The following is a 26366-nucleotide window of genomic DNA, read 5'->3' as shown; positions in this document are numbered from 1 at the left end:
ACAAATGCCTTACAATATAGAAATAATTAAAAAAGCTCAATATAAAACTAGTAAATGGTCCGGTGGAACAACAACTGAACTATATATTTATCCGAAAGGTTCAATATATAGTGCTCGTGATTTTAAATGGAGACTTAGTTCCGCAGTGGTTGAAGTAGAACACTCTATATTTACGCCTCTGAAAGGAATATCTAGGCTTATTATGATTATCAAAGGGGAACTGCGTCTTTGCCATGAAGGTCATCATAAGGCTGATCTAAAAGCATATGAGCAGGATAGTTTTAATGGAGATTGGACAACAACGAGTTTTGGTAAAGTTACAGATTTCAATTTAATGCTTGCTAGTGGTTGTAGTGGAAGATTAGAATACATTTTTTTAAATAAAGACGAATTCAAAAATATAATATTACACAATAATGAGAAGTTTGATGAAAAAAGATTAAAAATTACAGAAGCATTTTATCTAGTCAAAGGTGATGTAGAAATTGCTGTAGGAGCAAAGAGGAAAATAAAGTTTAATCAAGGTGATTTAGCATTAGTAACTAAAACAGACAGTGATAAAACTTCTGAAATTATGATTTCTAATAACAGTGAAGAAGAATCTAAAATTATAAGAGCTACAATATTTTATAAAGAATAATAAGCAAAAGACTCCATATTTATTTGTATAAATTCTACTTTTGTTGTCAATAATTTAAAAAGTTATTAAACAAAAAGGAGAGATATTATGAATAATGTATCATTAATAGGAAGAATAACAAAAGATTTAGAACTTAAAGAGTATAACGAAGGTAAAGGGTTTTATACTAGATTCACATTGGCAATTGATAGAACACCACGTAAGGATTCGAAGCCAGAAGCAGATTTTATAAGTATTATGGTGTGGAATGCATTAGCTGAAACAATGTGCAAATATTTAGGTAAAGGAAGGCAAATTGCTATTACTGGTAGACTTTGCAGCAGCAGCTATATAGATAAAGATGGAAATAAAAAATATAGTATGGAAGTTGTAGCTGAAGATTTTAAATTTTTAGATAAAAAGAAAGAAGTAGTATAATACACGTAAATTATTTTTTAGGATTAGATAAAAGTGAATGCATTTGTAGTAATATATATATATGAACTAATTTATATAATATGGAGGTGCATTATGAAGAATATTGTTGTAGCTGGAGGATGTTTTTGGGGTGTGGAAGCTTACATGACAAGAATAAATGGTATTATTAAAACAGTGGTTGGATATGCTAATGGTAAAGTCGAGGATCCCACATATAGTGAAGTTTGTGATGGAAACACAGGTCATGCAGAAGCTTGTTTAATAAGTTATGATGAAGGAATAGTATCATTAGAAAAAATATTGAATAAATTTTGGGGAATTATAGATCCTACCGTTTCTAATAGACAAGGTCCGGATATAGGTAGTCAATATAGAAGTGGTATTTATTATATTGATAATTTGGATTTAGACATTATATTAAAAACTAAAGATGAAGTCCAAAGCAGGTATAATAAGACAATAGTTACAGAAATAGAGCCTCTATTATGTTTTTATAATGCTGAAGATTATCATCAAAAGTATCTACAAAAAAATCCTGGAGGCTATTGTCACATTAATTTAAATGATGATTAAGAGTTAAATTAAAATAAAAATTTAACAAATTGACTTAAAAAACTCCTTGGTTATCCAAGGAGTTTTTTAAGTCAATTTAAACTATTAGACAAAGTAAAAAGTAGTAGGTATAATTAAATACAATTACATTATAATTCTGTGAAGGGGAGGATTTATTTGCCGACTAAAAGATTGCTTAATAATGATGAAGAAATTATAAAAAAATGGAAATTGTTTGTTTCTGAAGGCATATTAAACAAAAGTGGACTTCGAGACATTATTTTAAAATCTTGGGAGAGAAGTAAATTATATGGTATAGATCCCTATGAAAAAAAAATTTCTATTGACATTACTGAAGATGATTTAAAAAAGAAGTATAAGGAATTCTTACCCCTACTAGAGACGGCAAAACCATTAATGCAAACACTGTATAACTTGATTCAAAATTCGGATTTTATGATTAGATTAACAGATAGAGATGGATATGTATTAGAACATATAGGAGAGGATAGCTTAATACGTCACCATAATATTTTGGTACTACAAGATGGATACAATATAAGAGAAGAAGTAATAGGAACTAATGCTATTGGACTTTCGTTAATAACGGGTGAGCCAATTCAAGTGCTTGGTGGCGAGCATTATTTACATAAGTATCATAATTGGACTTCGTCTGCATGTCCTATAAAGGACGAAGAGAACAGAATTTTAGGCGTGTTAAGTATTACAGGTAACTTTGAATTTGTACATCCACATACTTTAGGTATGGTAGTAGCTGCAGCAAAAGCCATAGAGAAAGAAATGAAGCTTGAGAATTCCAATAAAAAATTAAAAATAGTAAATGAACAATTTTATCAAATTACGGAATCAATATCAGAGGGTATTATTAGAATAGATAATCAAGGCGAAATAACCAGTATGAATAGATTTGCAAGAAAACTATTGGGATATAGTGCAAAAAATATACACAATATACACATAAGTGATGTTTTATCTGCTAATTGTAAAAAAGATATTCTAGGCGCTGTAAATAAGGGGAAAGGATATCAAGAGGAAGAAATTGATTTCACTACAAAATCAGGTGCAAATAAAACGTGTATAGTTAATGTCACGCCCATAAGGCTTTTTAGTTCTTCAGACTTAGGTGGGGGGGTAATTGCTTTTAAAGAAAATAAAGCCGTTCTAAGTATGATTAATAAAATTGTTGGAGCGAATGCAAGATTTACATTTGATGATATATTTGGAAAAAGTGAAAATATAGCTCATTCAATTAAAATTGCAACAATAGCGTCTAAGACTGACGCTACTATACTACTTCAAGGTGAGAGCGGAACAGGAAAAGAAATGTTTGCACAAGCTATTCATAATGCTAGTAGAAGAAAAGATAGACCTTTTGTATTTTTAAATTGTGGCGCTATTCCTCGCGATTTAGTTTCTAGCGAACTGTTTGGTTATGTGGAAGGTGCGTTTACGGGAGCTAAAAGAGGTGGTCATCCAGGGAAATTTGAGCTTGCAGATGGAGGAACAATATTTCTTGATGAAATAGGAGATATGCCACTAGATGTTCAGGTAAGTTTACTTAGAGTCTTAGAAGAACGTAATGTAGTAAGAGTTGGAGGACATGATGTTATACCGATAAATGTTAGAGTTATAGCAGCCTCAAATAAAGATTTAAAAAAAGAAGTTGCCCTAGGAAAATTTCGAAGTGATTTCTTTTATAGAATAAATGTTATGCCTATCTATATAAATTCTCTTAGGGAAAGAAAAGAGGATATTAAGATATTTATTGATTATTTTTATGAAAAATTCTGTGAGTCAAACGATAAAAATATAAAAAAAATTCATGAAAGCTTTTATGAAGGTATGATTAATTATAATTGGCCAGGTAATGTTCGGGAATTACAAAATGTTATGCAACTTGTTTTAAATATAGCTGAAAATAACAATGCACTTACAGGCACCAACTTACCAAGTTATATAAGGGAAAAAGAAAATGTTGGAGAAACAAGTGGCATAAAACAACTACTTACATTAGAACAAATCGAAAAAAATACTATTATGCAGACATTAATGGATGTAAATGATAATATGGCAGCAGCTTCTAGAATATTAGGTATAGGTAGAAGCACGCTATACAGGAAAATGGAAAAATACAAATTAGTTAATAGATAAATAATTTTTGATTTAAGTAACAGTTAACGTAAAACAAAGTATGTAATACTGCTTTATGCAATTACGATATCTGTGTCGACATGATACATATGTATCAAGATGGAACATAAATTCATTGGTGATGCTGGCTTAGTGTGCCATTTTGATACGAATCCGTATAAGTAGTTATATTCTATTACAATTCATTATTTATAAAAACAATAAAAAAGGTTACAAATCGTTGAAAATCAATGATTTGTAACCTTTTTTTATAGAGACAAGGAATTATGGCATGGTTATTGCTATTTAAGTATTCAAGAATATAATTATAAAAAAAACGAAGAAAAGTAAGTTGAAAATATATAGGAGGATTTCTAACATGTATTATGGGATTGTATATTTATATCTATTATTTTGGATAGTTATATCAGAAAATACAAAAATAGAAACTATTTGTATTGGGATAATAATAAGTTTGTTAGTTGCAACTTTAAATAAGGATTTAATGTGTATTAATAGAAAATTAAATTTTAGGAAAAATAGTATGTTGTGGATTTCTTACACATTCTTGATGTTAAAAGAAATATTAGTTTCCAATATTAATGTAGCAAAGATAGTTCTGAGTCCTAAAATGATTATATCCCCACAGATGGTAACAATTAGAACAAAAATAAAATCTGATTTTCATAAAGCCATGTTTGCAAACACAATAACTCTAACTCCAGGAACATTAACTATTTCCATTGATGGGGATAAAACATTAGTGCATTGCTTAAAATATGAATATTCAAAGGAATTAAATAATTCAGCTTTTGAAAAATTAATTTTGAAAGTCGAGGCAAATAGTTATGAGTAAATTATTAGTTTTTTCTATATTATTCTTATCAGTTACAATTTTTATATGTATGTTTAGAGCAATCAAAGGACCAACTGCGGCAGATAGACTTATTGCTATTAATGTAATAGGGACAAAAACAATTGTACTTATTCTCATAGTTTCATTTTTGCTTCATGAAACTTATTTTGTGGATGTAGCTATAGTATATGCACTAATCAGTTTTTTATCGTCTATTGTAATAGCGAAAGTTATTGAAAATTCAGGAGGAAAAAATATATGAAAGATATTATTGTTACAATATTTCTCTTTGGGGGCTTGTTCTTTTTCATGGTTGGAACCTTAGGAATCATAAGATTTCCAGATGTGTTTACAAGAGCTCATAGTGCTTCAAAATGTGATACTTTAGGGGCTGTATTATGCCTGTCGTCATTAGTAGTACTTGAAGGGTTAAATATGGTTAGCTTTAAATTTATATTAATTCTTGTATTTGTGTGGATCGCCAACCCCACAGCTACACACTTAATTGCTAAGGCTGAATACACAAGGCAGGAGAACCTTGCAAAAAAAAATGAGGTGAAAAAGAATGAAAATATTTAGTGTTATAATGCTGGCGTTTTTAATTGGATCTGCTGTAGCCGTTTCAACTATAAAAAGCTTACTTGGTGCAATAATAGTATTTATGGTTTATAGCCTTATAATGACGATTCTATGGCAACAGTTAAATGCTCCAGATTTAGCAATAACTGAAGCGGCAGTAGGGGCGGGTATTACTACAATTTTATTTGTGCTTACACTAAAGCGAATTAAAGGAGTAACAAAATGAAAAAAAATTTATCTATAATAATTACTATAAGTTTAATTATGATTTTACTTTTGGGGGTTAATGAGCTTCCCGAATTTGGTCAATATGAAAATCCGGCAAATAATGAAGTTGCACATTATTACATTGAGAACACAACAAGAGAAACTGGTGCAATGAATATTGTTACAGGAATTATTTTAGATTATCGTGCCTTTGACACTTTTGTTGAGTCCAGTGTGCTATTTACTGCTTCGATAATAGTGCTATTAGTTTTAAAAAGGGAAAGAATATCGGAAGATACAGAAAGTAATGTGACGATAATAGAAAGTACTATTTTAAAAGGGGTCAGTAAAGTGCTAATACCTTGTATTCAGATTTTTGGAATCTATATAATTTTTTATGGTCATCTAAGTCCAGGTGGAGGGTTTGCAGGTGGAACAATTATAGGTACAAGTTTGATCTTATATAGAATTATCTATGGTAAAGAATTTACTGATAAAAAAATTCCGTTTTCAAAATTAATAACCTATATTTGCGGAGCGATTACGCTTTATGGATTACTAAAAGGGTATAGTTTTATAACTGGTGGAAATCATATGAACCTTCCACAACCAGGGATTGGAACTCCTGGTAATATACTTAGTGGTGGTTTTTTATTGCCATTAAATATATTGGTAGGACTTATTGTGGCAATCACTATATACTTTTTTTTCACTTTATTTGACGGAGGAGAAATTTAATATGGAAGGCTTAATAAGCAATTATTATGAAACTGGCGCGATTATCTTGTTTGGAATTGGATTTTCCATACTATTATTACACAATAATTTAATAAAAAAAATTATTGGCATGAATATAATGGATACAGCAATTTTCTTGTTTTTTATAGCGAAAGGATATGTTTTAGGCCTAGATGCCCCTATTATTATAGGGGCACATAAAGGAGTTCAAGGTTATATCAATCCTGTTCCTTCTGCACTAATGCTTACTGGTATAGTTGTAGCAGTTAGTACAACAGCCTTTGCCCTTGCGCTAACAATAAAACTCTATGAAGGATACGGTAGTATTGAATTAGATGAAATTATGAAGATGAGGAGTGAATAAAATGAGCTTAATTGAAAGTTTTCCGCTTACTATTATATTGATTTTGTTTATTACGGCGTTTATAATGCCACTTATTAAAAAGAAAAAGATTGTCAATATGCTTAGCTTAGTATCAATGACAATAGTTATGATTTTAGCAATGTTAAATTTGAGATTTGTTATTAAAAACGGAGAGTATTTGTATAGAATTGGACATTTTAATGCTCCCTATGGAATTGAATTTCGAATTGGAATCATTGAGGCAATGATGGGGCTGCTTTTTACCTTTGTTGCACTTATGATAATTTGGTATTCAACCTATAGTATAGAAAAAGAAATTAAACAGTCAAAGATAGGTTTATATTATTTGCTTATAAACATTTTAATAGGTTCCCTCCTTGGAGTAGTATATTCTAATGATTTGTTTAACTGTTTTGTATTTATAGAAGTAGGAACACTTGCATCTTGTGGAACTATTATTGTTAAAGACAAAAAAGAGAATATAAAAGCAACATTAAAATACTTAATTATGAGCTGTCTCGGATCTGGACTTGTACTTATGGGAATTGCTTATTTGTATTCAATGACTGGACATTTAAATATTAACTACATTCATGAAGAATTAATAAAATCCTATTTAAATTATCCAAATGCAGTATTAATATCTATAGTTTTATTTATTATTGGTCTTGGGGTTAAGAGTGCCATGTTCCCGCTGCACAATTGGCTTCCAGATGCACATTCAAACGCACCATCATCCTCGAGTGCAATTCTATCTTCACTAGTTTTAAAGGCTTTTGTCTTACTTTTGATTAAGATATTATATAGACTTTATGGAATGGAGATACTACACCATTATTCAGTTCTAAATATTATTTTAATACTAGGTAGTTTAGGAATGATAATGGGTTCGGTCTTTGCTATCTTTCAAAAGAATATAAAAAGAGTTATAGCATATTCTACCGTAGCACAAATGGGGTATATATTTTTAGGTATTGGGCTAGGAACAGATATAGGGGTTTCCATTGCTATATTTCATATTATTGGTCATGCCTTAACTAAATCAGCACTGTTTTTATTAGTTGGAGCAATGATAGAAAAAACAGGGCATAAGAGCTTGGAACATCTAAAGGGAATAGGTAAAGAAATGCCATTAACATTGGGGTTATTTTCCTTAGCTTCACTATCTATGATAGGAATTCCAGTACTTCCTGGGTTTATAACAAAGTGGCATTTATCACTAGCCGCTATTGCGGATGGAGAAACAATTTTAATTGTAGTTATCTTGATTAGTAGTTTACTTAATGCAGTTTATTATTCTCCAATTGTTATAAATGGATTTTTCGGAGAAGAAAATATGAAAGGTAAAGTATATAAATCCAAAAGTAAACCACTAAAAGAAATGATGCCTGTAATTTTATTAATGGGTTCAATGGTTTACGTGGGAATAGCATCTAGAGGAATTATAAATTTAATTACTCTAGGACTTAAATAGAGGAGGTAATTATAAATTGAATAGTATCATAATAATACTTCCCATTATATTTCCATTTATATTAGCAATAATTATTGCAACTTTAAAATTTAATGAGAAGAAAAGGAATATTTTTGTAAGTACAGGTGTAATATTAAATTTAATTTTTCTAATTACTATATTTTATAATTTTGGGGAAAGCAGTGTTCATCTATTCAAATTGAATGAACTTCTAGATGTTTATTTTAGAATAGATAAGTTAAGCATACTTTTTTCACTATTAGTTTCGATTTTATGGGTTTTTACTGCTTTTTATGCAATGCAATATATGAAGCATGAAGGAAAAGAAAGAAAGTTTTTTGTTTTTTTTCTTGCAACCCTTGGGGTAACCATTGGAATTGCTTTTTCAGGAAATCTTATAACTCTTTATGCTTTTTATGAGTTTCTAACCCTGTCAACTTTTCCTCTTGTAATACATACAGATTCAAAACAGGCTCTAAAAAGTGGAAAGAAATATTTGATATATTCTTTTTCGGGAGCAACACTAGTTTTACTTGGAATGATTTTATTATTTAGTATTACGAGTGATATAACATTTACTTCCCATGGTATTTTGTCACCATTAACAAATGATAATAGAAACCTATATATAGTAAGCTATGTAGCTATGTTTTTAGGTTTTGGAGTTAAAGCAGCCCTTGTACCATTCCATTCATGGCTACCTGCTGCAATGGTTGCGCCAACACCAGTTAGTGCACTTCTTCATGCGGTTGCAGTTGTGAAATCGGGGATTTTTGCTATTATTCGAATGACATATTTTATCTTTGGAGCAGAAATTGTTAAGGCACTTCATGTAAATATATTTTTGAGCATTCTTATAGTACTTTCAATTTTGATGGGCTCATTCTTAGCGCTTCATCAGGAAAATTTAAAGAAGAGATTAGCATATTCAACTATTAGTCAACTGGGATATGTTTTACTGGGAATAGTTCTTCTAAATGAAGATGCCTTTGTTGGAAGCCTCCTTCATTTAATTAATCATGCAGTAATTAAGATTGTTCTTTTTTTCTGTGTTGGATCGATAATGTACATTACTGGAAAAACGGATATTAGTCAGATTAGAGGTATTGGAAAACAAATGCCAATAACTATGGGCTGTTTTGCTATAGCGTCTATATCATTAATAGGAATTCCTCCAACAAATGGATTTGTTAGTAAATGGTATCTGGCCCAAGGCGGACTTGCAGCTGGAAAAATGATTTTTCCAGCGATACTCCTTATTAGTGCACTATTAACTGCACTATACCTTCTTCCAGTTATAACTGAAGCCTTTTTTAAAAAAGGGGATGACGCTTTGGTTAAAGAGGCACCAATGAAAATGTTAATCCCTATTGTTATGATAACTATAATAGTTGTTTTACTTGGATTATTTCCTAATATGATTATTACATTTATACAAAAAATTGCCAGTGAGGTACTTTAAGAAAGGAGAATATTATATTGAAATCTACTATGTATTTACTATTTATTTTGTTGTTTCCATTTGTTTCTTCTTTTATAGGTTACGCGATAGGCAGAAAGAATGAAAAATATAGGGACATTTTTAATATTATAATGACAGCCATTGTACTTTTGGTTACCACTATGCTATATAAATATGTTGTAATACATCCTATAGAATTATCTGTTCCACATATTATGGGTACAGGTCTTCATTTAAAATTAGATATGTTTAGATATGTTTTTGTTTGGCTTACAGCTATGATATGGTTTTTAACTACGCTGTATTCATCGCATTATTTAATGAACCATAGAAATAGAAATAGATATTATTTGTTTTTTATGCTAACCCTAGCAAGCACTATTGGAATTTTCATTTCAGAAAACTTTTTAAATTTGTTTACTTTTTTTGAAATTATGTCATTTACATCTTATGCATTAATAATTAATGATGAGGATGATTATGCTCACGAAGCGGGAAATACCTATATTATAATGGCAGTTACTGGTGGCCTTATTCTGCTTATGGGATTATTTTTACTATATAATTATACCCAGACATTAGATATAAGTGAGCTTAGTACTGCTGTAAGTGGTCTTGGAAATGTAAAGTATCTTATTGTAGCATTAATCATTATAGGTTTTGGCGTAAAAGCGGGAATGGTGCCATTACACATATGGCTTCCTAAGGTATATCCTGCAGCACCAACACCTGCAACTATTGTTTTATCGGCAGTTTTAGCTAAAACTGGTATATTTGGAATTATTTTAACTATTGAAGTAATAATGAGTGGAGATTTTGTTATTTCTATTATCATTCTAGTGATAGGCTTTCTAAATATGTTCATTGGAGGGTTCCTAGCCATAATGCAGAGAAACATTAAAAGAATTCTGGCATATAGTAGCATGAGTCAAATTGGCTATATTCTTGTTGGAATAGGGCTCATAGGAATTTTGAAAGAGCATAGGACTATAGCTATTTACGGTACATTGTATCATGTTATAAATCATGGGATTTTTAAAGCTTTACTATTTATGGGGACTGGAACTATATATATGTTTTTGAATAAGGTTAGCATAAATAAAATTGGAGGTTTTGGAATCAAAAAATATTTGTTGAAAATAATATTTTTCATAGGTGTCTTATCAGTTATAGGAATGCCTGGCTTTAATGGTTTTACTAGCAAAACTATGTTGCATGAGGCGCTTATCTCCGCTCAGCATATGTATGGGGGAGTATTCTTTAACATATGTGAAATTGTATTTGTAATAAGTAGTAGTTTTACTGTAGCCTATTTATTAAAAATATTTGTGGCTGTATTTATAGAAAAAAGTAATCATGAAATTGAAAAAGTGAAGGCAAAACTAAGTAAAAGAGTACTTCTACCCATGATTACATTGTGTTTAATGAGTATTTATATTGGGCTTAATCCAAATGCAATTCTACACGTTTTGGATAAAGCACTGAAACCCTTTGGAAATGCAGAGCCGCTAGCAGTGAGTTTATACACTTTTACTAATATTAAAAGTTCTATTATAATAATAGTAATTGGTATCATAGTCTATATGGGATTTGTAAGAAAAGTGTTAAAAAAAGGTGAAGGTGCTAATTGGTATTATGTGAACCCGACTTTAAGTTGGATAAGCTTAGAGAAACATATATATAAGCCACTAGCAAAATGTATTATTCTTGTTAGTATGTTTATTTTTAACATCATTGACCGAGCGGTAGTTAATAGTGTTACTTTTATAGGTGCTAGTATTGACTCAATTACTAAAATTGAAATTGATAATGTGAAATTAATTATAAGAGGAGTTGGGAGTAAATTTAACAATTTGTTTGTTTCTAAAGATATTAATAAATATAAAATTGATACTGAAAGAGAAAAATCAGAAATAGTAAATATTAAAGGGAAAATACAGGAAATAGGATATAATATGAATAGTTTAACTTACTCATTATTTATTTTTGGAATTGTGCTTATAATGTGTTTATTATTTTTAATGTCCTAAAAAAGTGAAAAAAATTGATTTTTTAGCTATATACTTATATAATTTAGCATGAAGGTTATATATAAGTGTTAGAAATAAAATTTTAATTAGGAGTGGTATAGTGGAAGAACGGTTGCAAAAATTCATGGCAAGATGTGGAGTTGCTTCACGAAGGAAATGTGAGGAAATTATTGTTAGTGGAAGAGTAAAAGTCAATGATAATTTAATTGTAGAACTTGGTCAGAAGGTTAATCCTGACATAGATGTGGTGCACGTAGATAATGTAATTATCAAATTAGAAGAAAATAAGGTATATATTGCGTTAAATAAACCCGAAGGTGTAGTATCCACAGTGAATGATGAAAAAGGTAGAAAAACTATTATAGATTTAATAGAAGTAAAAGAAAGGATATATCCCATAGGACGTTTAGATTATGATACATCAGGACTTATTATACTAACAAATGATGGGGATATATATAATAAGGTAATACATCCAAGACAAGCAATTAATAAAGTTTATATGGCTTTATTAGAGTGTTACCCAACGGAGGAAGAAATTTATAAGTTTTGTAATGGGGTAGATATTGATGGATACATAACAGCAAAGGCAGATTTTGAGGTGTTAAATAAGTTCGGAGTAAACTGTAATGTTAAAATTACTATACATGAGGGGAAAAACCGTCAAATAAGAAAAATGTGTGAGGCTATAGATCATCCGGTTATTAACCTAAAAAGAGTTTCTGTTGGTAAAATATCTTTAGGAGAACTTAAAAAAGGGGAATGGAGAAATCTATCTAGCAGTGAAGTAGAATATTTGAAGAATTTATAACAAGGATTATTCACATTCTATTTTATTAATAGGAGGAATAACACACCTATGTTGTTAATAATTAAAAAAATGAATAAATCATTGAAAATTTCTTCAATAAATGGTAAAATGAAATATATATTTCACTTTACCATTTATTGAATTTTTTTAATTCATTTATCTTAAATTAACATAGGAAGGATTGAGTTTATTATGGAGAATAACAAACAAGATTTAATGAGGTCTATTCAGGTTAAGTTCCCACGTTTAAGTAAAGGTCAAAAACTAATAGCAGAATTTATTTTAAAACATTATGACAAGGCTGCGTTTATGACAGCAGCAAAATTAGGAGTTAGTGTAGGAGTGAGCGAATCTACAGTTGTAAGATTTGCTAATGAGTTAGGCTTTACTGGATATCCCAAACTCCAGAAAGCTCTTCAAGAATTAATTAAAAATAAATTGACTACTGTACAAAGGATTGAGTTATCTAATGATTTCATTACTCAAGAAAATGCACTGAAAGGTGTACTAAAAGCTGATATGGAAAATATTAGGGCTACTCTTGAAAAAATTAACCATAAGACTTTTGAGGATGTAGTAAATTCACTATTTAGAGCTAAAAAAATATATATAATAGGTCTTCGAAGTTCATCTGCATTAGCAGAATTTGCAGGATTCTATTTAAATCTTATTTTAGATAATGTTAAAGTTGTTGCCTATGGTGTTAGTGATATATTTGAGCAAATGATTAATCTTTCTGAAGATGATGTGGTAATTGGAATAGGATTTCCACGATATGCTAAAAGAACAATTGAAGCACTAGCTTTTGCTAAAAGCAGGAATGCCGATGTTATAGCTATTACAGATAGTTTATTATCTCCACTTGCAGCTAGAGCCGACTACACACTAATAGCTCAGAGCAATATGGCATCTTTTGTTGATTCTTTAGTAGCACCACTTAGTGTAATAAATGCATTAATAATTGCTGTAGGACTTCGGGAAAAAGAAAAAATTTCCAACACCTTTGCAACCTTAGAGAATATATGGGAAGAATATCAAGTCTATTCTTATAAAGATAAAGATTAAAGAGTATTAGTTTATAACAAGGGTATGTAAATGTTTACTTTTTATTATGAAAACAATAAATTCTTTTGAAATAAAGAAGGAATATTGTAAAGTATATAGAATATACTATGTATAGTGCATATAGAATAATCTATATGTAAAGAAATTTAATATGCATGTGCATTTTAAATTGAAATAAAACATTCATTTTTAGGAGGGATTAAGTTATGGATACAAAAGCTTATATTCAACAAGTACTGGAAAATGTCAACAAGAGAAATTCTAACGAACCTGAATTTTTACAAACAGTAGAAGAGGTGTTAGGATCTTTAGGGCCAGTTCTAGATAAGCACCCAGAATATATTGAAGCAAACCTTTTAGAAAAATTCTGTGAACCAGAAAGACAAATTATGTTCAGAGTGCCATGGATTGATGATGCAGGCGTTACACATGTTAATCGTGGTATAAAAGTACAATTTAATGGATCTATAGGACCTTATAAAGGCGGTTTAAGGTTTCATCCAACAGTTAATACCTCTATAATTAAATTTTTAGCATTTGAACAAACACTTAAGAACTCATTAACTGGACTTCCAATGGGTGGAGGTAAAGGTGGTTCTGATTTTGATCCAAGAGGAAAATCAGATAATGAAATAATGAGATTTTGCCAAAGCTTTATGACTGAACTTTACAGATACATAGGACCAGATGTTGGAGTTCCAGCTGGAGATCTTGGTGTTAGTGGCAGAGAAATTGGTTATTTATTTGGACAATATAGAAGAATTAAAGGTACTTTCCAAAACGGAGTTATTACAGGAAAAGGTTTATCCTATGGTGGAAGTTTAGGAAGGCCAAGTGCTACAGGTTTCGGAATAGCGTATTTCTGTGAAGAAATGCTTAAACATGAAGGAACAGATTTCAAGGGTAAAACAGTAGCTGCTTCAGGATTTGGTAATGTTTGTTGGGGTCTTTGTACAAAAGTTGCTGAGCTTGGTGGTAAAGTAGTAACACTTTCTGGACCAGATGGATATATATATGATCCCGAAGGAGTAACAGGAGAAAAAATAGATTATATGGTTGAAATGTTAAAAGTAAACAAAGGCTCAAGAGTTAAAGATTATGCTGACAAGTTTGGTTGTGAATTCTATGCAGGAGAAAAACCATGGAATGTAAAAGTTGATATAGTAATACCATCTGCAACACAAAATGATATTCATATTGAGCATGCTAAACAAATAGTAGCAAATGGAATAAAATTTGTTTGTGAAGGTGCTAATATGCCTTGTACTAACGAAGCAGTGGATTATTTCTTAGAGAAGGGACTTTTTGTAGGACCATCTAAGGCTGCAAACGCAGGCGGAGTTGCTACATCAGGACTTGAAATGAGTCAAAATAGTATGAGATTATCATGGACAGCAGAGGAAGTTGATGTAAAATTACATGCGATTATGTTGAATATTTACAAAAATTGTAGAGATTCTGCAGAGGAATATGGATTTGGTTATAATCTAGTTAAAGGTGCTAACATTGCAGGATTTGTTAAAGTTGCAGATGCTATGTTCTCACAAGGAAGTTATTAATACACAAAGAAAAATGAAAGAGAATCCTTTTATTAGGATTCTCTTTCATTTTTTGTGCTTTTTAATGAATAATAAGGTTATAATTATATTAATATTTAATAAATAAGGTTGAATAAATCAATCTATTATATTAAATTATAATAGTATGTATTATAATAGTATGTATTATAAGGGAGTGATTTGGTGTCAAAAATAATTATTATTGGAGGCGGACCAGCAGGTATGATGGCAGCTATTACAGCTTCATCAAAACATGATGTGGTCGTCATTGAAAAAAATGAAAAATTAGGGAGAAAACTTTATATAACGGGAAAAGGTAGATGTAATATTACAAATGCCAAGGATATTGGTGATTTTTTTGAGCATATACCATGTAATCCTCATTTTTTATATAGTTCACTATATTCCTTTACCAATGAAGATACAATGAATTTCTTCAGTGAACTAGGAGTAAACCTAAAGGTAGAAAGGGGAGATAGAGTATTTCCTGAATCAGATAAGTCGTCAGATATTATAAAAGCTTTTAACATTGCGTTAAAAGACAAAAAGGTTAAAGTGATGTTAAACTCAAAAGTGAAAAGTCTAACTAGAGATAATCAGAAGATTACTTCAGTTGAACTTTCAGATGGGACCAATATATATGGAGATTATTTTATATTATGTACAGGTGGATTATCATATCCGCAAACAGGTTCATCTGGTGAAGGGTTAACTTTTAGTCGCTTTTTAGGACATAATATAATAAAACCTAAAGCCTCACTCGTACCAATTGAGGTTGATGAAACATGGGTTTCAGATTTACAGGGTCTTTCATTAAAAAATGTGGAACTAAAAATTACTGATATTAAGAATAAGAGTTTATATAAGGAATTTGGGGAAATGCTTTTTACCCATTATGGTATTTCTGGGCCCATTGTTTTAAGTGCCAGCAGTTTTATTAAACAAGGGAAAAAATTTAAGGCTATAATTAATTTAAAACCAGCACTAAGTGAAATAGAGCTTGACAAACGAGTTCAAAATGATTTTTTGAAATATGCAAACAAAGATTTTAAAAATTCATTAGATGATTTGCTCCCTAGAAAATTAATTAATACAATAATTAAGTTATCTAATATTGATGAAAATAAAAAGGTGAATTCTGTTACTAAAGAAGAGAGAAAAACTGTAGTTAACTTACTTCAAAATTTGACGTTTAGTATTAAGGGGCTTCGTCCAATAGAAGAGGCAATAATAACTAGTGGAGGAGTAGACACTTTAGAAATAGATGCATCTACTATGAAATCAAAAATAGTTGATAATCTTTATTTTGCAGGTGAAATGATAGATGTAGATGCATATACAGGTGGTTATAATCTTCAAATAGCATTATCCACAGGATATTTAGCTGGAAGTAATGTGGGAGTAGATTAATACTATATATATGATATAAATAGTAGTTATACAAAGGAAGGATGAAGATAATGGGATTTTCCGTTGCCATAGATGGGCCAGCAGGTGCAGGCAAGAGTACAATAGCTAAAATAATAGGTGAAAAATTAGGCCTTATGTATATTAACACAGGAGCAATGTATAGAGCAGTTACGCTTAGGGCTATGGATGCAAATATCTCAGAAGATAATGTGGATGACCTGGTTAAAATGGTAGAATCACTTGAAATGCATTTTGAAAAGGAACGTTTATTTGTGGGTAATGAAGATTTAACAGATATGATAAATATGCCTGTTATAAGCAACAATGTTTCTAGGTATGCAGCTGTTCTTGAAATTAGAGAAATTCTTGTTAGGTTACAACAAAATATAGCTAAAAAATTTGATGTAATTATGGATGGAAGAGATATTGGTACAGTAGTACTTACCGATGCTACTTTCAAATTTTACTTAACTGCTAGCAGCGAAGAAAGAGCAAAAAGAAGATATGATGAGTTAATGTCTAAGGATATAGAAGTCCATTATAACGTTATTTTAGAGGAGATTATAAAGAGGGATTATAGTGATACCCATAGAGAGTTTAGCCCGCTTACAAAAGCAAAGGATGCTATTGAAATTGATTCTTCTGCGTTAAACATTAATGGGGTAGTTGAAACAATAGTAGAATATATTAATGGAAATATTAAATCATGAAAACTATAACGCTTGCAGATTCAGCTGGTTTTTGTTTTGGGGTTAAAAGAGCTGTAGATAAGGCCTTAAATATTGTGGAAAAGTACAATTGCAAAATCTATACATTAGGGCCACTTATTCACAATAATGATGTTGTAGATTACTTGAAAGAAAATTTAATTTTTCCAATCGAACTTCATAGTATATCTAGCTTAAAAGAAAATGATACGATAATTATTAGATCGCATGGAATATCTGAAGAAACATTAAATACATTAAAGAAAAACAAACTTAATATAATAGATGCAACATGTCCTTACGTAGAAAGCATTCACAAGAAGGTGAAAAATAACTACGATTTAGGATATAGTATCATTATCGTAGGAGATAAAAATCATCCTGAAGTCATTGGCATTAATGGATGGTGTAATAATTCAGCCATGATAGTTAAAAGCGGGCGAGAACTTCAAAAAATACCTAATAAAGTATGCGTTGTAGCTCAGACGACTGAAATGCAAGCTACTTGGGAAGATGTGTTAACTTTGATTGTAAAGCACTGCAAGGAAATAGTTGCATTTAATACTATTTGTAGTGCAACAGAAGTGCGTCAAAAATCTGCAGAAGAACTTTCAAGAAAAGTTGATGCTATGATTGTTATAGGTGGATTTAATAGTTCAAATACTACAAAACTTTATGAAATATGCAAAAAAAATTGTAAAAACACAATACACATAGAAAATATTTTAGGTGTTACAGATGATTTTTTAGAAGATAAAAACATTAAAAGAATAGGGGTTACAGCTGGAGCTTCGACACCAGACTTTATTATTAGTGAAGCAATTTCAAATATTAAGGATAATTTTTCTTAGTGTGGCTGTTACTATTATATATAAAACGTGTTGCATAAAATTAATTTATGCATATACGTTTTTTTATATATTTAGAGTTACGAGTTTTTTTTGTGAATTATTGAATACTTAATAAAAGTAGTTAATATAATTTAGAAGAATATATTTAAATTATAATAAACTTGTTGTAAATCTATTGTAATAATATATTTAAAATTTTATAATTGTTAATAGCTTTAATTTTTTAAAAAAAATTTGTTAAAAATAAAAATTAATGGAGCAAAGATGAATGGATAAGTTAATAAATCTAACTTTAAAAAACATTAATAATTTCAGGGAAATGAATAAACACAATACTAAATTTAGTTTATCAAACAAAGATTTCTTTGTGGAGTATGATAGTAGTAATATTTTCAGAAAAATATTTTTAAGGAAAAATGTGAGTTTATTAGTAGAAGAAAATACGTATATAGGGTATATATGGTTTGAAAGACATAATAAAAACTATAGTTCAATTAATTCAATAAATGTAGTAAGGGAGAATAATTTAAAACACTACAAAGCCTTAATTAACCCACTTATGGATAATAGTTTAATAACTTATGAATCTGAAGACAATGAAACGAATATGGAAATATTAAGTAGACTAGGATTCAAAAGGGATAAGGGGTTTGTAGAACTAGAAAAAAAGTGTACAGAGCAATATAATATCACTGAGCCAAATAATATTAGCTTTGCTATAGTAGAAAAGGATAAAGATGAAAAGGCACGTTGTTTATTACAAAATGAAATATTCAAAAATAATGATAGGATTCCAATAAATATAGAAGATATATATTATGATGAAGCGCAGGATTATTACTTCCAAAATGGAGCAATATTTATTGAACTTGACAATATCCCTATTGGATATGGTCAAATTATAGTTGAAGACAATATGGCAATATTGGTGAATTTCGGAATTTTAGAAAAATTTAGAAAAGGGGGATATGGGAAGTTGTTTTTAAACTATTTGATTAATATAGTTATTGATAATAATTTTTCTAGTGTCTCGCTGAAAGTAGATTCTAATAATGAGAGTGCTCTTAAATTATATCACGCTGAAGGATTTAACACTAAAAGAACATTATATACTTGGCAAAGAACTAAATTATTGTAAAATAAAAGGAGAAGAGGCATCCTTCTCCTTTTATTTGTATTTATTTATTTATTTAACTAATTTAATATATTGGGTAAGAGCTATTTCTAAAATTTCCATAGCATCTATTAATGCAGTTGTATTTAAACAATAGGATAATCTTATTTCGTTTTTACCTAGACCCGGAGTTCCATAGAAACCTTCAGCAGGAGCGATCATTACTGTCTTATTGTTATAATTAAAATCAGTTAATAACCATTTAGCAAAAGCTTCACTATTTTCCAATGGAAGCTTGGCTATTACATAAAACGCACCTGTTGGTTTTTCACAAACCACGCCTGGTATTTTTGATAAGTACTTAAATAAAATATTTCTTCTGTTTTCATATTCTTCCCTAACTTCTGAAAAATATGATTTGGGAGTGTTAATTAAATTGGCTGCACCTAATTGTTCTATAGTAGATACACAAAGTCTTGCTTGTGCTAATTTGAGGATTTCATTCATAAGCTCCTTATTTTTTGATGCTACTAAACCAATTCTAGCACCACAGGCACTATAACGTTTAGATATACTATCAATTAATATTACTTTATCTAAAATATCCTTCATATACAAAGCAGAAGTGTATTTTAAATCATCATAAACGAATTCCCTATATACTTCATCAGCAATTAAGAATAAATCATTTTCGGATACTATATCTGAAAGCAATCTTATTTCAGCTTCGGTATATACAACACCTGTTGGATTTCCAGGGTTTGATATCATTATAGCTCTAGTTTTATTTGTGATTTTGCTTGTGATATCTTCTTTAGAAGGTAAATGAAAGCCATCTTCAGCCTTTGTAATAAATGGAACAACTTTAACGGAGGAAACATCAGCAAATCCATTGTAGTTTGTATAAAATGGTTCAGGAACTATAATTTCGTCACCTGGGTCACAAATAGCCATAAGAGCGAACATTATAGCCTCTGAACCGCCATTAGTTATTATGATTTCATCTTTTTCAAAATCTATGTCCCATTCTTTGTAATACTTTATAAAACTTTCAATTAATGAATCTATTCCTTGAGAATTAGTGTATTTAAGTACTTTTTCACTATAATTTTCAATGCCTTCAATGAATTTATCAGGGGTGTAGACATCTGGTTGACCTATATTTAGATGATATACACTAACACCTCTTTTTTTAGCTGCATCAGAGAATGGAACTAGTTTGCGAATTGGTGAAAATTGCATTGCTTTAATTCTGTTAGATAATTTCATAATATTATTCCCCCATCCTTAAGTTGAAAATTCTAAATATTTATAACTCTTATAATCTACTATAAACATATTTACCATTAAAATCAATTTTTTTTTAAGAAATAAATTCAATTAGTAAAAATGACTTTAAAAAACTACTAAAATTATATATAATAGAAGGTAGTAATACTTTTTTATGAAGGAGAAATGCTCAAATGAATGAAATATACAAATATTATATAAAAACATGGGGATGTCAGATGAATGAAGAAGATTCTGAAAAACTATCTGGCATTTTAAAACCTATGGGATATAAAAAAACTGATGATAAGGAAAATGCTGACATAATTATATTCAATACTTGTTGTGTTAGAGAGAACGCAGAACAAAAGGTTGATGGGAATATAGGAGCTTTAAAGACTATGAAAAAGCAAAACCCAAACCTAATAATAGCGGTGACGGGTTGTATGATGCAACAAGCGGGTATGGCTAAACATATAATCACCAAATTTCCATTTGTAGATATTATTATTGGAACATATAATGCATATAAATTTCCAGAATACCTAAAAAGAATACAAGGTGGAGAATCTGCTATTGTTGAGATTTGGGACAAAGAAGAAAATATCATAGAAGGAATTCCAATAGATAGGCAAAGTAAGATAAAAGGCTTTGTTACTATTATGTATGGTTGTAATAATTTTTGCACTTATTGTATAGTACCGTATGTAAGAGGAAGAGAGAGAAGTAGAAAACCAGAAGATATTATAAATGAAATAAAAGATATGGTTGTGCAAGGTTACAAAGAAATAACTGTGCTTGGTCAAAATGTTAATTCTTATGGCATGGGGCTTGAACCTGAAATAAATTTTGCAGAGCTTCTTAGAAGAATTAACAAAATTGAGAATTTAGAGAGAGTAAGATTTATGACATCTCATCCAAAGGATTTATCTCAAGAGGTAATAGAAGTGATTTCTAAAGCGGACAAGCTCTGTGAACAAGTACATTTGCCAGCACAATCTGGTTCTAGTGTTCTTCTGAAAAAAATGAATAGACATTATGATAGGCAGCAATACATGGGTTTAGTTAAGAGTATTAGAGAGGCAATGCCAAATGTAGGATTAAGTACAGATATTATAGTTGGTTTTCCAGGAGAAACAGATGAGGATTTCGAAGAGACCTTAAGTTTAATGGAAGAAGTAAAATATGATTCAGCGTATATGTATCTTTATTCTAAAAGAAAAGGAACTCCAGCAGATGAAATGATTGACCAAATACCAGATAAAGTTAAGCATGAAAGATTTAATAGGTTAATGGAAGTTGTAAATAGAACTTCTAAAGAAAAAAATAGTGAATATGAAGGAAAAATTGTAGAAGTGTTAGTTGAAGGTTATAGCAAAAATGATGAGAGTAAATTAATGGGAAGAACTAGAACTGGAAAATTAGTGAACTTTGAAGGTGATTACAGATCCATTGGAGAATTGGTATCAGTTCAAATAACGCAGGCGCATTCTTTTTCACTGATAGGTGAAGAAATATAGGAGATGTCCATTTTCGACGGAGGTAAGGGGGTAATACAATTGGCGTTAACTCCAATGATGATACAATATTTTGAAATAAAAGATACATGCAAGGACTGCATTTTGTTTTTTAGACTAGGTGATTTTTATGAAATGTTTTTTACAGATGCAGAGCTTGCAGCAAAAGAATTAGAGCTAGTACTTACAGGCCGTGATTGTGGACTAGAGAAAAGAGCACCTATGTGTGGAATTCCATACCATGCTGCAAATACATATATAGGAAGATTAATTGATAAAGGCTTTAAGGTGGCTATATGTGAGCAAGTGGAAGATCCGGCACTAGCAAAGGGAATAGTTAAAAGAGCTATTATTAAAATAGTTACACCAGGAACTTACACTGATTCTAATTTTTTAGAAGAAAGTAAAAATAATTATATTATGAGCATTTATGTTGATAAAGAGACTGATTTTTGTGGTCTTTGTTTTTGTGATGTATCAACTGGTGAGTTCGGTTGTACTGATACTAAACTTAGTATTGTTACCATATTAGATGAAATTTCAAAATTTAATCCAAAAGAAATTATAGTATCAGAAGATGTAACAGAGGAGATGCTTTTATTATTAAAAGAAAAATTTAGTGTATCTTATTCATCTTTCCCAAATAATTACTTTATTACAGAGGACTATACACTAATAAATAATCAGTTTCATAATTTTTGTGAGGATACACTATCTGGAACGTTACTTAATAGTATTTCAGGACTCTTAACGTATATTATAGATACACAAAAGAATTCGCTGTCTCATATAGACACTATTGAATATTATGATATTTTAGATTATGTGTGTTTAGATGAAAATTCTAGGAGAAACTTAGAGCTAACGGAAACTTTAAGAGATAAAACAAAGAAAGGCTCACTGCTTTGGGTCCTAGATAGAACAAATACTGCCATGGGAGCAAGAAGGCTTCGCAAATGGTTAGATCAACCACTAATAAATAAAAAGTCCATAGAAGAAAGATTAGAGGCTGTAGAGGAACTTAAAGATAATGTTTCCTTCCATGAAGATTTAAAAGATGTACTAGTGGATATTTATGATGTAGAAAGACTTGTAGGAAAAATTTCATCTAAAAATGTTAATGCCAAGGAAATGATTTCTCTTAAAAATTCCATAGAGAAAATACCAAAAGTAAAATCTATTTTAGCAATATTAAATAGCAAACTAATGAAAAAAATATATAGTGGTTTAGATGACTTACAAGATATATATAATATCTTAGATAAGTCAATTATTGAAAGCCCAGCTATTTCTATTAAAGACGGAAATATTATCAAAGACGGCTATAATAGTGAAATAGATGAATTAAGGCTTGCTAAGACTCACGGCAAAGAGTGGATTGCTACCTTAGAAAACGATGAGAGAAAAGTAACTGGAATTAAATCCTTAAAAGTAGGCTATAACAGAGTATTTGGTTATTATATTGAAATTACAAAATCAAATATTGCAGCCATTCCTGAAGGTAGGTATATTAGAAAACAAACACTGTCTAATGCGGAGAGGTACATTACTCCTGAACTAAAGGACATGGAAGAAAAGATTTTAGGTGCACAAGAAAAATTAGTGCAAATTGAGTACGATATATTTACTGGCATAAGAGAAGATATTGAAAAGCATATAGAAAGAATGAAAGCTACTGCAAAGCAAATATCAGAAATAGATTGTTTAAGCTCTTTAAGCACAGTTGCTCTTGAAAATAATTATAATAGGCCTAAAATAAATACTAAAGGCACATTTAATATTAAAGGGGGAAGGCACCCTGTAGTTGAGAAAATGATGCCTACAAATACTTTTATTGAAAATGATACATATATGGATACTGTGGATAATCAATTATTGTTAATAACAGGTCCTAATATGGCGGGTAAATCCACCTATATGCGGCAAGTTGCCCTAATAACTATTATGGCTCAAATAGGAAGTTTTGTTCCAAGTGCCTCTGCAGATATATCTATATGTGATAAGATTTTTACCAGAATAGGTGCGTCAGATGATCTTGCAGCAGGCAAAAGTACCTTTATGGTAGAGATGTGGGAAGTGTCTAATATATTAGCCAATGCAACAAATAAAAGTCTAGTTTTACTTGATGAGGTAGGTAGAGGTACTAGCACTTACGATGGACTCAGTATTGCTTGGTCTGTAATTGAGTATATTTGTAAGAAATCGAGTTTAAGGAGCAAAACCTTATTTGCTACTCATTATCATGAGTTAACAAAACTTGGGGGTATAATTAAAGGTATTAAAAATTATTCTGTAGATGTTAAGAAAATCGATAATGAAATAGTATTCTTAAGAAAAATTGTACCTGGTGGAGCTGATAAATCCTATGGAATAGAGGTTGCAAAGCTGGCAGGACTACCAAAGGATGTAATAAATAGGGCAAATGAAATATTAGAGGAGCTAGAGACTTTTAATAATACTACTGAACTTGACTTAATGAGTGAGAAGTCGGCTAATTATACAAAGTCTGAAGTGGCTATAACAAATGAGTATAGAGTAGCGGAAGATGAAGTAACTCAAATTAGTTTTACAGACATTGAAGTGAATAATATGTTAAAGGAAATTAAAAACATAGATGTGCTTAATCTAACTCCTATGGATGGTTTTAATAAGTTATATGAGCTAGTTAAAAGAGCCAAGCTTCTATAAAAATGGCAGAGGATGTGACTTGTCGTGAGAATTAATATATTAGAAGTTGAAACTTCCAATAAAATTGCTGCAGGCGAGGTAGTAGAAAGGCCTTCTTCAGTTGTAAAGGAGTTAGTAGAAAATAGCATAGATGCTGGTTCTAAAAATATTATAATAGAGATTTCTGAAGGTGGTCAAAAGAGCATTAAGGTAATAGACGATGGAGATGGAATACATTTAGATGATATAGAAAAAGCTTTTATGCCCCATGCTACCAGTAAAATAAAAAATGTTGAAGACATTTATAAAATACACACATTAGGATTTAGAGGAGAGGCGCTTCCAAGTATTGCTTCAGTTTCTAAAACTACACTAAGCAGTAGAACAAGTGAAGCTTCATTTGGTAAAGAAATATCACAATCACCAGGGGAAATACTGTATGTTAAAGAAATAGGATGTAATGTTGGTACAACAATAGAAGTTGTGGATCTTTTTTTTAATGTGCCTGCAAGGCTGAAGTTTTTAAAAACTCCTCAAAGAGAGGCTGCACTAATATCAGATATTATAAGTAGACTAGCACTGGCAAATAATGAAATTTCTTTTAAGCTACTCAATAATGATAAAAAGGTTTTGGCAACGTATAGCTCTACAAATAAATGTGATACTATCAGATATGTTTATGGTAAAGAAGTTGTAAATAACATTACAAGTTTTGAAAATTACAACGATATAATGTCTGTGCATGGGTTTATTGGTAATGCAGAAATAAGTAGAGGAAGTAGAAACAGGCAAAGTATTTTTGTTAATAAAAGATATATTAAAAGTGCTCTAATTACGGCAGCAGTTGAAAATGCATTTAAATCATTTTTAACTGTTCACAAATTTCCTTTCTTTGTTATATTTTTAGATATTTTTCCTGAGTATATAGATATAAATGTTCACCCACAAAAAACTGAAATTAAATTTCAGCAGGATAAACTAGTGTTCAAGCTTGTTTTTGATGCAGTTCATACTGCAATTGCTGATAGCTTAAGAGGTGATTTTGATATACCACAAGATCACACTGAAAAAGGTAGCGGAGAAGAAATTAGAACAAACACGATAAGAAGTGACATTTATGATTTCAACAGAATAGTTATAGATGAAAAAGATAAAGAAGAACTAGAAAAGAGAGTTCAAATTCCCATAGATTTTAATTATAAAGAGATGAGAAGTGAAAGAGATGGTTACAGTGAAACTACTAATATATTACCAAATGATAATGTAACGGAAAATGTCAAAGAAAACTATGAGAACAATTATAATAAAGTTATATTATCAGATGAAATATCTAAAATTTCAAAGTTCCCAGAGCTTAGGCTTATAGGGCAATTTAATAAAACTTATATCATAGGGGAAGCCTATAATGAACTTTATTTAATTGACCAACATGCAGCACATGAAAAGGTACTATTTGAAAAATATAAAAGGGATATTATAAATGCACAGGTGTTATCACAAATATTACTTATACCACTAGTAATAGAGCTTAAACATGAGGACTATGCATACTATATTGAAAATGAGGCAGTTTTCAAAAATACGGGGTTTGATATTATAGAATTTGGAGAAAATACAATAAGTATAAGAGAAGTTCCTATAATACTTGGTAAACCAGACATTAAATATCTTTTTAATGACATATTGGATAATTTAAAGAATATGGGTACAGGTGGAACTGCAGAAATTAAATACAATAAGATAGCATCCCTTGCATGCAAAGCTGCTGTAAAAGCAAATAATCAATTATCTGAATTAGAAATGACTAAATTGATTAATGATTTAAGATATATTGAGGAGCCTTTTACTTGTCCTCATGGCAGACCTACAATAATTAAGATGACACTTAATGACTTAGAAAAAAGATTTAAAAGAATACAATAGAAA

At 30.2% G+C, this 26366-nt stretch carries 23 protein-coding genes and 1 pseudogene; 23 read left to right on the top strand and 1 reads right to left on the bottom strand.

Annotated features, from left to right (window positions below):
* Positions 1 to 4 precede the first annotated feature (4 nt).
* The 20 genes and pseudogenes from ACREWB_RS14550 (at position 5) to ACREWB_RS14455 (ending at position 19011) form a co-directional block, all read left to right on the top strand.
* On the top strand, positions 5 to 640 hold the full coding sequence (locus tag ACREWB_RS14550; protein ID WP_431548174.1) for a HutD/Ves family protein: 636 nt from the start codon (positions 5 to 7) through the stop codon (positions 638 to 640).
* 87 nt (positions 641 to 727) lie between these two features.
* The gene (locus ACREWB_RS14545) at positions 728 to 1057 is read left to right on the top strand and encodes a single-stranded DNA-binding protein (protein ID WP_431548173.1); all 330 of its coding nucleotides are present in this window, start codon (positions 728 to 730) and stop codon (positions 1055 to 1057) included.
* 93 nt (positions 1058 to 1150) lie between these two features.
* Positions 1151 to 1630 (top strand): peptide-methionine (S)-S-oxide reductase MsrA, encoded by a 480-nt coding sequence (gene msrA / locus ACREWB_RS14540; RefSeq protein ID WP_431548172.1) that lies wholly within the window; start codon positions 1151 to 1153, stop codon positions 1628 to 1630.
* A gap of 156 nt (positions 1631 to 1786) precedes the next feature.
* Complete coding sequence (locus ACREWB_RS14535; protein ID WP_431548171.1) at positions 1787 to 3781, top strand: sigma-54-dependent Fis family transcriptional regulator; 1995 nt, start codon at positions 1787 to 1789, stop codon at positions 3779 to 3781.
* A gap of 358 nt (positions 3782 to 4139) precedes the next feature.
* Positions 4140 to 4616 (top strand): Na+/H+ antiporter subunit E, encoded by a 477-nt coding sequence (locus tag ACREWB_RS14530; RefSeq protein ID WP_431548170.1) that lies wholly within the window; start codon positions 4140 to 4142, stop codon positions 4614 to 4616.
* A complete protein-coding gene (locus tag ACREWB_RS14525) occupies positions 4609 to 4878 on the top strand; it encodes an MrpF/PhaF family protein (RefSeq protein ID WP_431548169.1) in 270 nt (89 codons plus the stop codon). The genes ACREWB_RS14530 and ACREWB_RS14525 overlap by 8 nt, the downstream gene beginning before the upstream one ends.
* The gene (gene mnhG, locus ACREWB_RS14520) at positions 4875 to 5195 is read left to right on the top strand and encodes a monovalent cation/H(+) antiporter subunit G (RefSeq protein ID WP_431548168.1); all 321 of its coding nucleotides are present in this window, start codon (positions 4875 to 4877) and stop codon (positions 5193 to 5195) included. Before ACREWB_RS14525 ends, mnhG begins: the two co-directional genes overlap by 4 nt.
* Complete coding sequence (locus tag ACREWB_RS14515) at positions 5182 to 5421, top strand: hydrogenase subunit MbhD domain-containing protein (RefSeq protein WP_431548167.1); 240 nt, start codon at positions 5182 to 5184, stop codon at positions 5419 to 5421. The genes mnhG and ACREWB_RS14515 overlap by 14 nt, the downstream gene beginning before the upstream one ends.
* Positions 5418 to 6140 (top strand): hydrogen gas-evolving membrane-bound hydrogenase subunit E, encoded by a 723-nt coding sequence (gene mbhE, locus ACREWB_RS14510; protein WP_431548166.1) that lies wholly within the window; start codon positions 5418 to 5420, stop codon positions 6138 to 6140. The genes ACREWB_RS14515 and mbhE overlap by 4 nt, the downstream gene beginning before the upstream one ends.
* Position 6141: 1 nt before the next feature.
* Complete coding sequence (locus ACREWB_RS14505) at positions 6142 to 6504, top strand: sodium:proton antiporter (RefSeq protein WP_431548165.1); 363 nt, start codon at positions 6142 to 6144, stop codon at positions 6502 to 6504.
* 1 nt (position 6505) lies between these two features.
* Positions 6506 to 7978, top strand: a complete 1473-nt coding sequence (locus tag ACREWB_RS14500) for a complex I subunit 5 family protein (protein WP_431548164.1) — start codon at positions 6506 to 6508, stop codon at positions 7976 to 7978.
* A 16-nt stretch (positions 7979 to 7994) separates the two neighbouring features.
* Positions 7995 to 9440 (top strand): proton-conducting transporter transmembrane domain-containing protein, encoded by a 1446-nt coding sequence (locus tag ACREWB_RS14495; protein ID WP_431548163.1) that lies wholly within the window; start codon positions 7995 to 7997, stop codon positions 9438 to 9440.
* Positions 9441 to 9457: 17 nt separating this feature from the next.
* The gene (locus tag ACREWB_RS14490; protein WP_431548162.1) at positions 9458 to 11470 is read left to right on the top strand and encodes a complex I subunit 5 family protein; all 2013 of its coding nucleotides are present in this window, start codon (positions 9458 to 9460) and stop codon (positions 11468 to 11470) included.
* Between the two features lie 100 nt (positions 11471 to 11570).
* A complete protein-coding gene (locus tag ACREWB_RS14485; RefSeq protein ID WP_431548161.1) occupies positions 11571 to 12281 on the top strand; it encodes a pseudouridine synthase in 711 nt (236 codons plus the stop codon).
* A gap of 192 nt (positions 12282 to 12473) precedes the next feature.
* Positions 12474 to 13346: a MurR/RpiR family transcriptional regulator gene (locus ACREWB_RS14480; RefSeq protein WP_431548160.1), complete on the top strand. Its 873-nt coding sequence runs from the start codon at positions 12474 to 12476 to the stop codon at positions 13344 to 13346.
* A 206-nt stretch (positions 13347 to 13552) separates the two neighbouring features.
* Positions 13553 to 14905 (top strand): NADP-specific glutamate dehydrogenase, encoded by a 1353-nt coding sequence (gene gdhA / locus ACREWB_RS14475; RefSeq protein ID WP_431548159.1) that lies wholly within the window; start codon positions 13553 to 13555, stop codon positions 14903 to 14905.
* Between the two features lie 183 nt (positions 14906 to 15088).
* Entirely contained in the window at positions 15089 to 16315 is a 1227-nt protein-coding gene (locus tag ACREWB_RS14470) for a BaiN/RdsA family NAD(P)/FAD-dependent oxidoreductase (protein ID WP_431548158.1), read from the top strand.
* A gap of 50 nt (positions 16316 to 16365) precedes the next feature.
* Entirely contained in the window at positions 16366 to 17025 is a 660-nt protein-coding gene (gene cmk, locus ACREWB_RS14465) for a (d)CMP kinase (protein WP_431548157.1), read from the top strand.
* Positions 17022 to 17870, top strand: a pseudogene (locus ACREWB_RS14460) (4-hydroxy-3-methylbut-2-enyl diphosphate reductase); the annotation flags it as partial. The gene cmk and the pseudogene ACREWB_RS14460, both read left to right, overlap by 4 nt.
* Before the next feature lie 271 nt (positions 17871 to 18141).
* Positions 18142 to 19011, top strand: a complete 870-nt coding sequence (locus ACREWB_RS14455; RefSeq protein WP_431548156.1) for a GNAT family N-acetyltransferase — start codon at positions 18142 to 18144, stop codon at positions 19009 to 19011.
* A 48-nt stretch (positions 19012 to 19059) separates the two neighbouring features.
* Here the strand turns inward: ACREWB_RS14455 and ACREWB_RS14450 are convergent, their stop codons facing one another.
* Entirely contained in the window at positions 19060 to 20256 is a 1197-nt protein-coding gene (locus ACREWB_RS14450) for a pyridoxal phosphate-dependent aminotransferase (RefSeq protein WP_431548155.1), read from the bottom strand.
* 194 nt (positions 20257 to 20450) lie between these two features.
* On the opposite strand from ACREWB_RS14450, the gene miaB reads away from it, so the two are divergent.
* The 3 genes from miaB to mutL are packed head-to-tail and all read left to right on the top strand — an operon-like array spanning position 20451 to position 26363.
* Complete coding sequence (gene miaB, locus ACREWB_RS14445; protein ID WP_431548154.1) at positions 20451 to 21776, top strand: tRNA (N6-isopentenyl adenosine(37)-C2)-methylthiotransferase MiaB; 1326 nt, start codon at positions 20451 to 20453, stop codon at positions 21774 to 21776.
* A gap of 39 nt (positions 21777 to 21815) precedes the next feature.
* Complete coding sequence (gene mutS / locus ACREWB_RS14440; protein WP_431548153.1) at positions 21816 to 24461, top strand: DNA mismatch repair protein MutS; 2646 nt, start codon at positions 21816 to 21818, stop codon at positions 24459 to 24461.
* Between the two features lie 24 nt (positions 24462 to 24485).
* Positions 24486 to 26363, top strand: a complete 1878-nt coding sequence (mutL, locus tag ACREWB_RS14435; RefSeq protein ID WP_431548152.1) for a DNA mismatch repair endonuclease MutL — start codon at positions 24486 to 24488, stop codon at positions 26361 to 26363.
* Positions 26364 to 26366: the final 3 nt, after the last annotated feature.

The sequence above is a fragment of the Clostridium sp. genome (assembly GCF_050717635.1).
Taxonomy (GTDB): Bacteria; Bacillota; Clostridia; order Clostridiales; family Clostridiaceae; genus Clostridium_AD.
The sequence above is the reverse complement of the archived record's forward strand: the minus strand, read 5'-3'. Positions and strand labels throughout refer to the sequence as shown.